At 52.1% G+C, this 13094-nt stretch carries 14 protein-coding genes; all 14 read right to left on the minus strand.

All coding sequences use genetic code 11. The annotated features are described in order from the left end of the window. Positions 1 to 8: 8 nt before the first annotated feature. Positions 9 to 818, minus strand: coding sequence for a TlyA family RNA methyltransferase (locus DW769_RS01265; RefSeq protein WP_055218243.1), 810 nt, complete (start codon positions 816 to 818; stop codon positions 9 to 11). Next, positions 815 to 2692, minus strand: coding sequence for a 1-deoxy-D-xylulose-5-phosphate synthase (gene dxs / locus DW769_RS01270; RefSeq protein ID WP_118749861.1), 1878 nt, complete (start codon positions 2690 to 2692; stop codon positions 815 to 817). Before dxs ends, DW769_RS01265 begins: the two co-directional genes overlap by 4 nt. 11 nt (positions 2693 to 2703) lie before the next feature. Beyond that, positions 2704 to 3618, minus strand: a complete 915-nt coding sequence (locus DW769_RS01275) for a polyprenyl synthetase family protein (protein ID WP_330415388.1) — start codon at positions 3616 to 3618, stop codon at positions 2704 to 2706. Beyond that, positions 3596 to 3841 carry an exodeoxyribonuclease VII small subunit gene (gene xseB / locus DW769_RS01280; protein WP_226906307.1) on the minus strand — a complete coding sequence of 82 codons (246 nt, stop codon included), beginning with the start codon at positions 3839 to 3841 and terminating at the stop codon, positions 3596 to 3598. The genes DW769_RS01275 and xseB overlap by 23 nt, the downstream gene beginning before the upstream one ends. A 22-nt stretch (positions 3842 to 3863) precedes the next feature. After that, complete coding sequence (gene xseA, locus DW769_RS01285) at positions 3864 to 5090, minus strand: exodeoxyribonuclease VII large subunit (RefSeq protein ID WP_117509110.1); 1227 nt, start codon at positions 5088 to 5090, stop codon at positions 3864 to 3866. Next, positions 5080 to 5517: a transcription antitermination factor NusB gene (gene nusB, locus DW769_RS01290; protein ID WP_022463351.1), complete on the minus strand. Its 438-nt coding sequence runs from the start codon at positions 5515 to 5517 to the stop codon at positions 5080 to 5082. The genes xseA and nusB overlap by 11 nt, the downstream gene beginning before the upstream one ends. A 127-nt stretch (positions 5518 to 5644) precedes the next feature. After that, positions 5645 to 6037 carry an Asp23/Gls24 family envelope stress response protein gene (locus DW769_RS01295; protein WP_022463352.1) on the minus strand — a complete coding sequence of 131 codons (393 nt, stop codon included), beginning with the start codon at positions 6035 to 6037 and terminating at the stop codon, positions 5645 to 5647. Positions 6038 to 6107: 70 nt separating this feature from the next. Then, the gene (gene sdaAA / locus DW769_RS01300) at positions 6108 to 6980 is read right to left on the minus strand and encodes an L-serine ammonia-lyase, iron-sulfur-dependent, subunit alpha (RefSeq protein ID WP_118749862.1); all 873 of its coding nucleotides are present in this window, start codon (positions 6978 to 6980) and stop codon (positions 6108 to 6110) included. Beyond that, entirely contained in the window at positions 6970 to 7653 is a 684-nt protein-coding gene (sdaAB, locus tag DW769_RS01305; RefSeq protein WP_055218253.1) for an L-serine ammonia-lyase, iron-sulfur-dependent subunit beta, read from the minus strand. The genes sdaAA and sdaAB overlap by 11 nt, the downstream gene beginning before the upstream one ends. A gap of 38 nt (positions 7654 to 7691) precedes the next feature. Then, the gene (locus DW769_RS01310; protein WP_022462532.1) at positions 7692 to 9284 is read right to left on the minus strand and encodes a peptide chain release factor 3; all 1593 of its coding nucleotides are present in this window, start codon (positions 9282 to 9284) and stop codon (positions 7692 to 7694) included. A gap of 107 nt (positions 9285 to 9391) precedes the next feature. After that, entirely contained in the window at positions 9392 to 9910 is a 519-nt protein-coding gene (locus DW769_RS01315; protein ID WP_022462531.1) for a DUF4364 family protein, read from the minus strand. Then, positions 9907 to 10854 carry a TIGR01212 family radical SAM protein gene (locus DW769_RS01320; protein ID WP_118749863.1) on the minus strand — a complete coding sequence of 316 codons (948 nt, stop codon included), beginning with the start codon at positions 10852 to 10854 and terminating at the stop codon, positions 9907 to 9909. Before DW769_RS01320 ends, DW769_RS01315 begins: the two co-directional genes overlap by 4 nt. 14 nt (positions 10855 to 10868) lie before the next feature. Beyond that, positions 10869 to 12191 (minus strand): replication-associated recombination protein A, encoded by a 1323-nt coding sequence (locus tag DW769_RS01325; protein WP_022462529.1) that lies wholly within the window; start codon positions 12189 to 12191, stop codon positions 10869 to 10871. A gap of 113 nt (positions 12192 to 12304) precedes the next feature. Further along, the gene (locus tag DW769_RS01330; RefSeq protein ID WP_117509113.1) at positions 12305 to 12997 is read right to left on the minus strand and encodes a polysaccharide deacetylase family protein; all 693 of its coding nucleotides are present in this window, start codon (positions 12995 to 12997) and stop codon (positions 12305 to 12307) included. Between the last annotated feature and the right edge of the window lie 97 nt (positions 12998 to 13094).

Consider the following 13094-nt stretch of genomic DNA (forward strand, 5'->3'; position numbering starts at 1 on the left):
TAACCCTTTTATTTATCCAGTGTATCGTGTGCGCTCTTTACAACGGCGTCTACATCGACATTGGTCTCTTCCTCTGTCACGCCGTCCGGCAGCCGGACAAGGTGAACGAGATACTCGATATTTCCCTCCGGTCCTTTGATCGGAGAAAATTCCAGATGGCGCACGCCGAAGGAAATGCTTTTCGCATAGGAAATGACCATCTCAATGACTTCTTTGTGTACAGCCGGATCACGGACAACACCTTTTTTGCCGACTTTTTCGCGTCCTGCCTCAAACTGCGGCTTGATCAGAGCTGCAATTTCGCCGTTCTCTTCCATCAGATTTCGAACCGGAAGCAGCACCTTGGTCAGGGAGATAAACGATACGTCGATCGATACGAAGGACGGTCTCTCCTCGATATCCTCCGTCACGACGTAACGGATGTTCGTGCGCTCCATGCAGACAACGCGCGGATCGTTCCGCAGCTTCCAGTCGAGCTGGCCGTGGCCGACATCCACGGAATATACCTTGACGGCGCCGTTCTGCAGCATACAGTCGGTAAAGCCGCCGGTGGATGCTCCGACATCCATGCAGACCTTTCCATCCAGGGTAAGGTTAAAGTTTTTCATTGCTTTCTCTAATTTTAAGCCGCCGCGGCTCACATACGGCAGTGGTTTTCCTTTTAAGACAATCTCCACTTCTTCCGGGAACATGGAACCGGCTTTATCCTCCCGCTCATTGTCCACCAGAACTTCTCCTGCCATAATCATGGCTTTCGCTTTTTCCCGCGATGCGGCAAGGCCCCGTTCTACCAGTAATACATCTAATCGTTTTTTCATCTTTCTTCCTGCCCCCGTTTTCTATAGTATTCCTCAATTCTGCCGCAGATATCTTCCGGCGTAAAGCCGACCTGTTTCATCTGGTATGATACACTTCCGTGCGGAATAAAGCGGTCCGGCAGTGTAATGATCTCCACGCCGAACGGAAGGTCTTCTTCCTCGGCAAAAGCAAGGACGCGCTCTCCAAAGCCGCCGTCTTTTACATTTTCCTCGAGTGTTACGACAAGCTCATACGTATCGGCAAAGCTTCGAAGAAGTTCTTCATCGATTGGTTTGACGAACCGCGCATTCACAAGCGCCGCATCCATATCCATCCGCTCTTTTAACTGTTTCTGCACTTCTTCTGCCATTTTTACCATACTGCCGACGGCAAGAAGTGCAACACGGCTTCCCTCATGGATCACTTCTGATTTTCCGAGGCAGATGGGCGCACGGAACTCTTTTAATCCCGTATACGCTTCCCCTCTCGGGTAGCGCACCGCGATCGGGCCGTCGTAATCGACCGCAAATTTGATCATATCCGAAAGCTCCCAGAGGTTCTTCGGTGCAAGAATTGTCATATTCGGCATCGAACCCAGATAGGAAAGGTCGAAAATGCCGTGGTGTGTCTCCCCGTCGTAGCCCACAAGACCGGCGCGGTCAATCGCAAAGACGACATGGAGATTCTGCATACAGACGTCATGCATGATCTGATCGTACGCCCGCTGCAGGAATGAAGAATAAATCGCAACGACAGGCGTAATGCCGCCGAGTGACAGTGCCGCTGCAAATGTCACCGCGTGCTCTTCTGCGATTCCCACATCGAAACAGCGGTCCGGGAACATGTTGGAGAAGCGTTTCAGTCCGACACCGGTCATCATCGCCGCCGTGACTGCCGCAACATCCTTTCTTCGATCTCCCATTTTCCGCATGACTGTGGAAAAGACATCCGTGTACGTCGGATTGGATTTTCCAACCGGCAATCCTGTTTTCACATCGAACGGACCCGCACCGTGGAATCTTGCCGGGTGGCGCATCGCCGGCTCATAGCCGCGGCCCTTCTGTGTCAGGACATGCACCAGAATCGGTCCTTCAAACCGTTTTGCTTCCTGGAAGGTCTTGATCAGCTGAGGAATGTTGTGGCCGTCCACAGGACCTAAATACGTAAGTCCCATATCCTCAAACAGCATGCCCGGAATGATGATCTGTTTGATGCTGCTTTTCGTCTTCCGCATCGCATCCACCATGCCAGGTCCGATGCCCGGAATGCGGTTCAATGCCTTTGTGACGTCCATCTTGAAATCCGTGTACGCCGATGCCGTCCGAAGGCCGGACAGGTACGATGACATACCGCCGACATTCTCGGTGATCGACATTTCGTTGTCATTTAAAACGATAATAAAATTCGATTTCAGGCTGGCCGCATTGTTCAGCGCCTCGTACGCCATGCCGCCGGTCAGCGCACCATCTCCGATGATCGAAACAACGGAATAATTTTCTTTTTTCAGTTCCCGTGCACGCACATAGCCGACACCTGCGGAAATCGAGGTCGAGCTGTGGCCGGTGTCGAATACATCGCAGTCACTCTCGCTCCGCTTCGGGAATCCGCTGATGCCGCCTTCCCGGCGCAGCGTTTCAAACCCGTCTTTCCGCCCGGTCAGAATCTTGTGCGTGTAGGACTGGTGTCCCACATCCCAGATCAGCTTGTCTTTTGGAAGATCGAAGACGCGGTGCATCGCAATCGTCAGTTCCACGACACCAAGATTGGACGCCAGATGGCCGCCGGTTTTACTCAAAGACTCGATAATAAATTCCCGGATTTCCTCTGCAAGCGCCGGAAGCTGGTCCGCCGGAATCTTCTTAATATCGTTTGGTTTCTGTATTTTTTCTAACATGAAATCATCCCTTACTTTTTTCTGGAAGTCAGAGATTCAAACAGCTCTTCCAGAAATATTTTATCTCCCGGACAGGACAGATTTTTCAGTTCGTCTACGGCCTCTTTCGTGAGCCGTTTTACCTCCTGCTCCGCCCCGTCTGTGCCAAACATCGTCACATACGTTGTTTTTTCATTCTTTTCATCACTGAAAACCGGCTTTCCAAGCTCCTCCATCGTGGATGTGACATCCAGGATGTCGTCCCGGATCTGGAACGCGATTCCGACTTTGGAGGCAATCCGGCAGAGCGCGTCAAGATCATCGTCGTTTGCTCCTGCAAGTGCCGCACCTGCCATCATGGCAGCCTCTAAAAGCGCCGAAGTCTTGTTCTCGTAAATGTAGTCCAGCATCTCACGGTCGATGGCGAAATGGCCGGCTTTTTCATTCATCACGTCAACACTCTGACCGCCCAACATGCCGGAAATTCCGGTTTTCTGACAGAGAATGCCAAAAGCACGCACTACGCGGTCGGTGTGCTCCTCCAGTGGAAAGGCTTTCCAGGCTGTCTCGTATGCATAGTTTAAAAGGGCGTCTCCTGCCAGCACGCCGACGGCCTCCCCGAAGACGACATGGGTCGTTTTTCTGCCGCGGCGGTAATCGTCGTTGTCGATCGCAGGGAGATCATCGTGGATCAGGGAATGGGTGTGAATCATCTCCATGGCTGCCATAAATGGTTTTACAGCCTCCCCGGTTCCGCCGAACAGACGGAAACTCTCCTGCAAAAGCAGCGGACGAAGCCTCTTTCCGCCCGCTGTCATACTGTAATTCATGGCTTTTGCCAGTTCCTTTGCAAAGCCTTCCTCTTTCGGCAGGTAAGCGGCAATGATACTTTCCGCTTCCCGCGTTTTTTCTTCGAGTACCGCTTTAAAATTCTCTGAATGTTCCATCCTCATTCATCTGGAGCATTTTTTTCTCGACGCGGTCAATTTTCTGACTGCATTCATTCAAAAGCTCCATTCCCTCCTTGTATAAACGAAAGGAGTCTTCCAGGCTGACATCGCTGCTCTCCAGCGTTTCGAGCATCTGATCCAGTTTTCCAAATGCTGCTTCCAGTGTCTCACCGGAAGGGGTTCCTTCTTCTTTTCTCTCTTCTGCTTCCATATTTCCCATGTTTTCTCGATTCTCTGCTTTTTCACGATTGTTCCATCCAGGATACGGCCGATGTCTTCTCTGCGCGCGCTGTGATCTTTCCGTCTGATACACAGATTTCGAGCAGATCACCTTCTTTGACATCCTGCACCGAAGTGATGGCTTTTCCTTCTTTTTCCACGTAGGAATAGCCCTGGTTCAGCTTGTCCAGCGGGGACAGACCCTTCATCGCCTGAATGTAAAGGGCAAGGCGGTGGCGCGCTTCTTTGAGCTTTTCTTCCATCGCATCTGTATACCGACGCTCCAGCTCGGCGTGGCGTGCTCTCTGGTCACGGATCTTATTTTCCGGTCCGAGATACTTCCACTTTGTCTCGTACTGCAGAAGGCGGCTTCTCGCTCTCTGCGTCTGGTTTGCCATCGCATGGTTCATGCGGCTTTTATAATTTTCCAGTGTGTTGAGTACCGCGCGGACATCAGCGACCGCCAGCTCCGCCGCTGCGGACGGGGTCGGGGCGCGCAGATCTGCCACGAAATCGATGATCGTTGTGTCGGTCTCATGGCCGACGGCGGAGATCACCGGCGTATGGCAGGAAAAAACGGCACGCGCTACTTTTTCCTCATTGAACGCCCAAAGATCCTCGATCGAACCGCCTCCGCGGCCCACGATCAGCACATCCAGATTCAGTACGTCCAGACGGCGTATGCCCTCCACGATGCTGTCCGCCGCTCCCTCTCCCTGCACCAGGGCCGGGTAGAGGATGATCTGGACAAAGGGATTCCGGCGGAGTGCAATGTTTTTGATATCCTGCACAGCAGCTCCCGTCGGTGCTGTGACAACGCCGATTTTCTTTACATACGCAGGAATCGGCTGCTTGTACTCCGGGGCAAACATGCCCATCTCTTCCAGTTCTGCTTTTAGGGCCAGATACTTTTCGTATAAAAGGCCGGCGCCCTCTTTTGTGATCTCTTTTGCATAGATCTGATACTTTCCGTCCCGCTCATAGACGCTGATGCTGCCGCCGACAATCACGTTATCGCCGTCCCGCATCGGGAAGGCAAGGCCGCGCCGCGAACCGGCGAACATGACACAGGAAATGGTTCCTTCCGCATCTTTTAAGGAAAAATAGATGTGGCCGGACGGATGGTATTTACAGTTGCTTACTTCTCCGCTGACGTAAATCCGGCGGAGCATATAGTCCTGGTCAAAGATGTTTTTGATGTATGAATTGACCTGGCCTACGGTGTAAACATTCTGATTTTTATTTCTCATCTTCTTCTCTTGCCAGTTTTCCAAGAATACCGTTGATAAAGGACGGAGACTGGTCTCTGCCGAAGCGTTTTGCCAGCTCAACGGCCTCGTTGATGGCTACACCGACCGGAACGTCCTCGTCGAATTTCATCTCGTAAACGGCAAGACGCAGGATCGCCAGGTCTACTTTTCCCATACGGGTCGTTTTCCAGCCCTCGGAAGTACGGTTCAGCATCTCGTCGATTTCCGGGATGTGCTCGGTCACATGATGGTATTTCTCTTCCATATAGGTCTGATCTTTTTCGCTTACGGTTACTTCTTCATCCTCGTCGTTGTCGTCAGAGTACGTAAAGTAAAGAGACATCTGCTGCGGCATCTCCTCTTTCTCCTGGAACTCTGCGGTATAGAGAAGTTTAAAAATATTTTCGCGAAGTTTGCTTCTGTTCATTGTCTGTTTTAATTCCTTCCTGTATAGTTAATTAACTATTTTTCTTCCATTTTATCTGGCTCTGAATAGTTAACAAGAACCGCGGGGTTGTAAGGGGTCGCCTTATTCCCTCGCGGTTCGTTGTTTTTTATTTCGTCTGTTCCATATTCACGCCTGCAATGGCTACATTGACATCGGAAACTTCCAGGCCTGTCATATTCTCGATCGCTGTTTTTACTTTTTCCTGTACGTTTTTGCAGGTTGCCGGAATCTCGTATCCATATTTGAGATTGAGGGCAAGATCCACGCAGACAACGCCGTCGAGTACATCAACTTTGACACCCTTGGAAAGATTTTTCATGCCAAGCTTGCTGACTAATTCGTTGGTAATATTTCCGGCCATGGAGGCTACCCCGTCCACTTCCGTTGCCGCAAGTCCTGCGATAATAGCTACCACCTCGTCTGCAATCTGCACGGTTCCGATTCCTTCGTCATCATATATCGTATAAGTGTTTCTTTTCTGAATTTTTGCCTCTGCCATCTTAAAGAACCTCCTCCTTGGCTGACTTTCCTTTATTATACCAAAAGTTTTCCGAAAATAAAAGTTTTTTTTATTCTTCTTCCTGTGCCGCGCACCACTCGCGTGCTGCCGGCGTGTTGGCAAGGCCGCCCTGGCCGGTTTCGCGCAGACTCGGATGCATCTGGTCGCCGACTTCCCGCATCGCATCGATCACCTGATCCGGCGGAATGCGGCTTATGATTCCCGCAAGTGCCATGTCCGCCGCAGAAAGTGCATTCACGGAACCGATCACATTCCGTTTGACGCACGGGACCTCGACAAGACCGCCGACCGGGTCACACACGAGACCGAGCAGGTTCTTTAATGCCATCGCTGCCGCATGCGTGATCTGGGACGGAGTGCCGCCGCCAAGTGCGGTCAGTGCGCCTGCCGCCATCGCGCTTGCTGTTCCGATTTCGGCCTGGCAGCCGCCGGAAGCGCCCGCAATGTAGGCCCGCGCCGCAACGACCTGGCCGATACCGGCTGCCGTGTAGAGCGCACGCACGATCTGCTCATCCGCTGTCCCCTTCTCTTTCTGGTAATTCACGAGCACAGCCGGAAGCACACCGCACGCTCCTGCGGTCGGTGCTGCAACGATCCGCTTCATGCAGGCGTTTGACTCACCCATCGCAAGTGCAGATGCCATAACTTTTCCGACAAACGGTCCGCAGAGCGTGTTCCCGCTCTCGACATACGTGCGCATCGTCTTTCCGGCGCCGCCCACAAGACCGCTTCTCGACTGCAGCGAACCGTCGTAATTCCGTTCAGCGCCTTTCATGGCTTCCCACATGCCGCGCATCGTCTCAATGGACTCTTCGCGGCTTACATTTCTCTCATTCATATCGTCCAGAAGGATAACTTCATCAAACGGCAGGTCTTTTTCCTGGCACTCCCGGACAATTTCTTCCAGTGAATTATAAGACATCGTCCTCTTCTCCTTCCGTTACGTTGATGTATGTTACCTTTACAATGCCCTCAAGATGCTCCAGCCATTCCAGCGACTCTTTGGGAAGCGGCTGATCCATCTCCACGACCATGACGGCCGATCCGCCTCTCTTGTCGCGGTAGAGGGACATATTCGCAATGTTGACTGACTTATGTGCCAGCATCGACGTAACCTCGGCTACGTGGCCCGGCTGGTCCAGATTGTGGACGATCAGGGTCGGAATCTCGCAGCTGCAGTTGACATCCAGCCCGTCGAGGCGGTTGATCATGATACGGCCGCCGCCAAGGGAGCACGCCTGCACCTCGAGCGTCCGGCCGCTCTTTCCCTTTACTTCCAGAACGACGCTGTTCGGATGGGCACTCGTCAGATTGGCGATGCCGAATGAATAGGAAAGACCCATCTTCCGGGCAATTTCAAAGCTGTCCGGAATCCGCTCGTCATCCGGCCGCATGCCGAGAAGACCCGCGACGAGACCGCGGTCCGTTCCATGGCCCTTTCCCGTTGCGGCAAAGGAACCGTACATCAGTATTTTTGCTTCCACCGGCTGTTCCCCGAGAAGTTTCTGCGTCATCCATCCAATCCGCACTGCCCCCGCTGTGTGCGAACTCGACGGACCGACCATCACAGGGCCCAGAATATCGAATAAGTTCATTCCTTCTCCTTTTTAAGCGGCATCCCGCTCTTTTGTTCTTAGTTTTTGCTGAATTCGGTCAGCACAAGGTCTTTGTTTCGATCCTGTACCATGCCGACACTCCACGGATTGACAAAGAGAAGCAACGGATTTCCCTTGAGGTCCATGACCTTCTTCATATCGGATGTACCCTGAATACGGTCCAGGTTGATCTCCTCTTTGTTTGCGATCCAGCGGATATGCTCATACGGCAGGTTCTCCAGACGGATATCCACGTTGTACTCGTTCTCCAGACGGTATTTTAAAACGTCAAACTGCAGGACGCCGACAACGCCGACGATGATCTCCTCCATGCCGCCTTTGTACTCCTGGAAAATCTGGATCGCACCTTCCTGTGCAATCTGGGAAATTCCCTTGACGAACTGTTTTCTCTTCATCGTATCGAGCTGGCGCACTCTTGCAAAATGCTCCGGCGCGAAGGTCGGAATTCCCTCGTATGCGAATTTTTTGCCCGGCATACAGATCGTATCTCCGATAGAGAAGATGCCCGGGTCAAATACACCGATGATATCGCCGGCGTATGCTTCATCAACAATATGACGGTCACTCGCCATCATCTGCTGCGGCTGGGAAAGACGCATTTTCTTTCCTCCCTGCACATGGAAGACTTCCATTCCGGCGTCGAATTTGCCGGAGCAGATGCGCATGAATGCGATACGGTCACGGTGTGCTTTGTTCATGTTTGCCTGGATTTTAAAGACAAACGCAGAGAAATCCTCTTTGACCGGATCGATTACGCCGCAGTCTGCCGTACGCGGAAGCGGCGGCATCGTCATCGTGAGGAAGTGCTGCAGGAAAGTCTCCACACCAAAGTTGGTGAGCGCAGATCCGAAGAATACCGGGGAGAGCTCTCCCTTGCTGACAAGCTCCTGGTCAAACTCTGCACTTGCGCCGTCGAGCAGCTCGATCTCATCCATGAGCTGTTCTTTCTGGTCCTCATCGACCACATCGAGAAGATGCGGATCGTCGATATCGATTTCTTCCTCGATACCTTCCTTTGTTCCCTTCATTGTATCGGAGAAGGTAAGGACTTTCTTTTTGTCACGGTCGTAAACACCACGGAATTTCTTTCCGGAACCGATCGGCCAGTTGATCGGGCAGGTTGCAATGCCGAGCTCTTTTTCAATCTCGTCGAGCAGCTCGAAGGTATCGTTCGCATCGCGGTCCATCTTGTTGATGAAGGTAAAGATCGGGATGTGGCGCATGACACAGACTTTAAACAGCTTTCTGGTCTGTGCCTCGACACCCTTCGATGCATCGATAACCATGACGGCGGAATCGGCTGCCATCAGGGTACGGTACGTATCCTCCGAGAAGTCCTGGTGTCCCGGGGTATCCAGAATGTTGATGCAGTAGCCGTCGTAATTGAACTGCAGAACGGAAGAGGTAACGGAAATACCACGCTCTTTCTCGATCTCCATCCAGTCGGATACGGCATGGCGCGCAGTCGCTTTTCCTTTTACGGAACCGGCGAGATTGATCGCTCCTCCGTACAGCAGGAATTTCTCAGTCAGTGTGGTTTTACCGGCATCCGGGTGGGAAATGATGGCAAAGGTACGCCGTCTTTCAATTTCTTTTGTATAATCAGGCACGGTTTTATCTCCTTTAGAATATAAAATCTTATTTACTATGTTTTCCATGTTTATGCTTTTTAGACATACTAATTTATTCTATTATATGCCACCATTCCTGTCAATCGTTATCTTGACAGTTCATTCATAATCGAAGCATAAATCTTCTGACTCCGGTTTTCCCAGTTGCTGCAGATCTTTTTGGCCGCCTCCTCGGACGGAACCGTCACGACAATCTCAAAAATAGTCGTCTTCCGCTCTCTTGCCTGACAGCGGACCTCGTAGTCATCTCCCGCGGTCTTGTAGTAATCGGCCACAACGGACGCTTTTTTCCGCAGTTCATAGGAGTGTTCCTTCATATAGCGGTCGATTTCCTCCCGGATTTCCGGAGAGATCTCGTTTTCGAAGAAGGAAAGCGTCTTGCTGCCCTCCTCAGTCATGTGGTAGTACGAGGTGTTGCGCACCTTCTCGATCTCGATCAGCTTTGTATCCTGCAGCTCGCTTAACGCCTCCTGGAGATGAAAGTAGTTCGTGTACTCTTTTTCCAGGATAAAATCCGAAATCTGTGTATTTGACAGCGGAAAATTCACATTCTGCAGCATGTAGAGAATAATCAGTTTGTATAACGTAAAGGATGATTCAATCACGGTGTGTTTCCTCCTTTTTCTTCGTCCAGAAGCTGTCCCTGATACGCATGTTCTTCTTTCATGCGATGATGCAGCTCATTTAAGACGGTGCGTTTTGCCTGGCTCCATGTTGGTGCAATCAGAAGATCCCCGGGGCCGTCTCCCGTCACACGGTGGATCACAAGATCGGGACGGAGGCGCCGCAGGCAGTCGATGACAAGGGTAAGATACGCCTCCTGCTCTAGCACCTCAAATTTTCCGGCCGCGTAGTCCGCCGCAAGATCCGTGTTTTTCAGCACATGAAGCAGCTGAAGCTTGATGCCGGAAATGGAAAGTCCATTCAGGTAATCCATTGTTGCAAAGACTTCTTCCTGTCCCTCCCCCGGCAGACCGAGGATCGTGTGGACAATCACGGGAATCCCCCGCCTGTGCAGCTCGTTTACTGCCTGTTCAAAACAGGAAAGCGGATAGCCCCTTCGGATATACTGTGCCGTTTTTTCATGCATCGTCTGCAGTCCCAGCTCCACCCAGACCGGTTTGATCCGGTTCAGCTCTTCTAACATAGAAAGAACCTCTTCCCCTAAGCAGTCCGGTCTCGTTCCGATCGAAAGGACCACGACCTCCTCGTCCGAAATTGCCTCCCGGAAAATTTTTTCCAGATATTCTACCGGCGCGTACGTGTTCGTATACGCCTGGAAATAGGCGATGAACTTATGCACCGGCCGCTTTTGCTGCAGGAGGGATTTCTGCTCCCGGATCTGTTCCGGGATGGATTTGTTTCTGTCCCCGGCAAAATCACCGGAGCCGCCCGCACTGCAGAAAATGCAGCCCCGGTCACCGCAGGTGCCGTCCCGGTTCGGACACGTCATCCCCCCGTCGAGCGAGAGCTTGTACACTTTTTCCCCGAACGTCTTTTTCAGATAGGCGTCCAGCGAATAATACGGCTTTCCAAGCCAGTCTGTCATGATTTCTTCCCCTTTTATTCGATGTCTTTTCCAATTTTTTTGAAGTTTTCCCGGATCTTCTGCTCATAGCCGTTCGTTCCAAGATGAAGGAAACGGCTTCCTAAGATCTCGTCCGGCAGATACTGCTGCTCGACGTAGTGATTCGGGTAATCATGTGCATACTGATAGCCTTGACCGTGGCCGAGTTTGGCAGAACCTTTGTAATGGGCGTCCTGCAGATGCGGCGGAACCGACGTCCGCACACTTCCGACCGTCTTCATCGCCGCAAAGACTGCCTCGCACGAAGAATTACTCTTCGGTGCACAGGCAACATACGTGGCTGCCTCCGCCAGAATAATCTGCGCCTCCGGCATGCCGACGCGTTCCACGGCAAGGGACGCGGAAACTGCTACATTTAAGGCATTCGGATCGGCAAGGCCGACATCCTCCGCCGCGCAGATCATGATGCGGCGGGCGATAAACTTGATATCCTCCCCGGCATACAGCATTTTGGCCAGATAAAAGACCGCCGCATCCGGGTCAGAACCGCGCATGCTCTTGATAAATGCAGAGATCGTATCGTAATGCTGATCGCCCGTCTTGTCGTACCGCACGACGCGCTTCTGGATGCACTCCGATGCCGTTTCGAGATCGATATGGATTTTTCCGTCCGCCTGACGTTCCGTCGAGAGGACGCCCAGCTCGATTGCATTTAAGGCCGCTCTCGCGTCACCGCCTGCGATGTCGGCGAGGAACTCTTTTGCATCCGCATCGAGCACAACGTTGTACGTCCCGAGCCCCTTTACCGGGTCCGTCACCGCGCGCTCCAGCAGTTTTTCGATGTCCTCTTTTTCGAGCGGCTTTAATTCAAAGATAATGGAACGCGAAATCAGCGCCCCGTTGACCTCGAAATACGGGTTTTCCGTCGTCGCGCCAATCAGAACGAGTGTGCCGTCCTCCACAAACGGAAGCAGATAATCCTGTTGCCCCTTGTTGAAGCGGTGGATCTCGTCGACAAAAAGAATCGTCTTTTTGCCGTACATGCCGATCCGCTGCTGCGCTTCTTTTACGACTTCTTCCATATCCTTTTTGCCGGCTGTCGTGGCATTCAGCTGGGTAAACTCTGCGCTTGTCGTGTTGGCGATGACGCGGGCAAGCGTCGTTTTTCCCGTTCCCGGAGGGCCGTAGAAAATGACGGAGCCGAGTTTATCCGCCTTGATCGCACGGTACAACAGCTTTCCAGGGCCGATGATGTGCTCCTGTCCAACCACCTCGTCCAGCGTTGTCGGGCGCATGCGCGATGCGAGGGGGGACTCTTTTTCCATTGTGGTTTCTTTCATATAATCAAACAAATCCATGTATTTTTCACCCCATTTTTCTTCCTGCCATTTATCTTATCACATTTTGGCGGGTATCCTCAACCCCTTAATCTCGGATTCTCCGCAACTATGTTCGATGGAATCCGCGGAAGCTATTCTTCAATCAGCTCACGCACCGTCACAAACGTGTATCCCTCTTCTTTTAATTCTTTTACGATCCGCCGCAGCGCTTCCACCGTCGCGCGGTAGCCGTCATGCATGAGAATAATGCTGCCATCCTTCACATTCGGAAGCACCGCGCTGCAGATCGACGCAGTGTTCTGGCTCTCCCAGTCGCGGGAATCCACATCCCAGAGTACCGGGATCATCGTCACTGCAAGGTCCAGCCCCTCTCTCCATTCCCCGAACGGCGGACGGATATAGACGGGATATTCCCCTGTGATCTCGTAGATTGCATTGCTTGTTTTCACGACCTCCTCCCTCGCTTCCTCTTCTGATACTTTCGTAAGCTGAACATGATGAAACGTATGATTTCCGATCAGATGGCCTTCCGCATGCATCCGGCGGACGATTTCTTCGTTTCCGGCAAGACACTGCCCCTGCAGAAAAAACGTTGCCGGAATTTCATTTTCTTTTAAAATTTCAAGCACCTCCGGCGTATAGCACGCATTCGGCCCGTCATCAAATGTCAGCGCCGCACGGCGGGGCACACTTTTTTCTACTTCCGCCGCTGTCTCTTTCGCGCCTTCTCTTTCACACCGTGCCAGCTCTGCAAACAGAATAGCCGCCATTATCACAGCCAGAAGCGGCAGAGGAACGTGCCGCACTTTTCGGAATCTCCGCATGGTCTGCCCTTCGCACTTTCTTCTGCATTCTCTGTATTATATGAAAAACAGGAGAAAAGATGCCGCACCCGGCGGTTCTTTTCTCCTGTTTTTGTTC

Source organism: Blautia sp. AM29-29 (assembly GCF_003480555.1).
GTDB classification, from domain to species: domain Bacteria; phylum Bacillota; class Clostridia; order Lachnospirales; family Lachnospiraceae; genus Fusicatenibacter; species Fusicatenibacter saccharivorans.

Bases quoted from the DNA above. Each gene is read 5' to 3' on its own strand.
- sdaAB (WP_055218253.1), bottom strand. From the start codon at position 7,653: ATGAACTTATTCGATATTCTGGGCCCTGTGATGGTCGGTCCGTCGAGT.
- xseB (WP_226906307.1), bottom strand. From the start codon at position 3,841: ATGGGAAATATGGAAGCAGAAGAGAGAAAAGAAGAAGGAACCCCTTCC.
- xseA (WP_117509110.1), bottom strand. From the start codon at position 5,090: ATGAGAAATAAAAATCAGAATGTTTACACCGTAGGCCAGGTCAATTCA.
- DW769_RS01325 (WP_022462529.1), bottom strand. From the start codon at position 12,191: ATGGATTTGTTTGATTATATGAAAGAAACCACAATGGAAAAAGAGTCC.
- DW769_RS01330 (WP_117509113.1), bottom strand. From the start codon at position 12,997: ATGCGGAGATTCCGAAAAGTGCGGCACGTTCCTCTGCCGCTTCTGGCT.
- DW769_RS01295 (WP_022463352.1), bottom strand. From the start codon at position 6,037: ATGGCAGAGGCAAAAATTCAGAAAAGAAACACTTATACGATATATGAT.
- DW769_RS01265 (WP_055218243.1), bottom strand. From the start codon at position 818: ATGAAAAAACGATTAGATGTATTACTGGTAGAACGGGGCCTTGCCGCA.
- sdaAA (WP_118749862.1), bottom strand. From the start codon at position 6,980: ATGTCTTATAATTCACTGGAAGAAATTGTCCGGGAGTGCCAGGAAAAA.
- dxs (WP_118749861.1), bottom strand. From the start codon at position 2,692: ATGTTAGAAAAAATACAGAAACCAAACGATATTAAGAAGATTCCGGCG.
- DW769_RS01275 (WP_330415388.1), bottom strand. From the start codon at position 3,618: ATGGAACATTCAGAGAATTTTAAAGCGGTACTCGAAGAAAAAACGCGG.
- DW769_RS01320 (WP_118749863.1), bottom strand. From the start codon at position 10,854: ATGACAGACTGGCTTGGAAAGCCGTATTATTCGCTGGACGCCTATCTG.
- nusB (WP_022463351.1), bottom strand. From the start codon at position 5,517: ATGAACAGAAGCAAACTTCGCGAAAATATTTTTAAACTTCTCTATACC.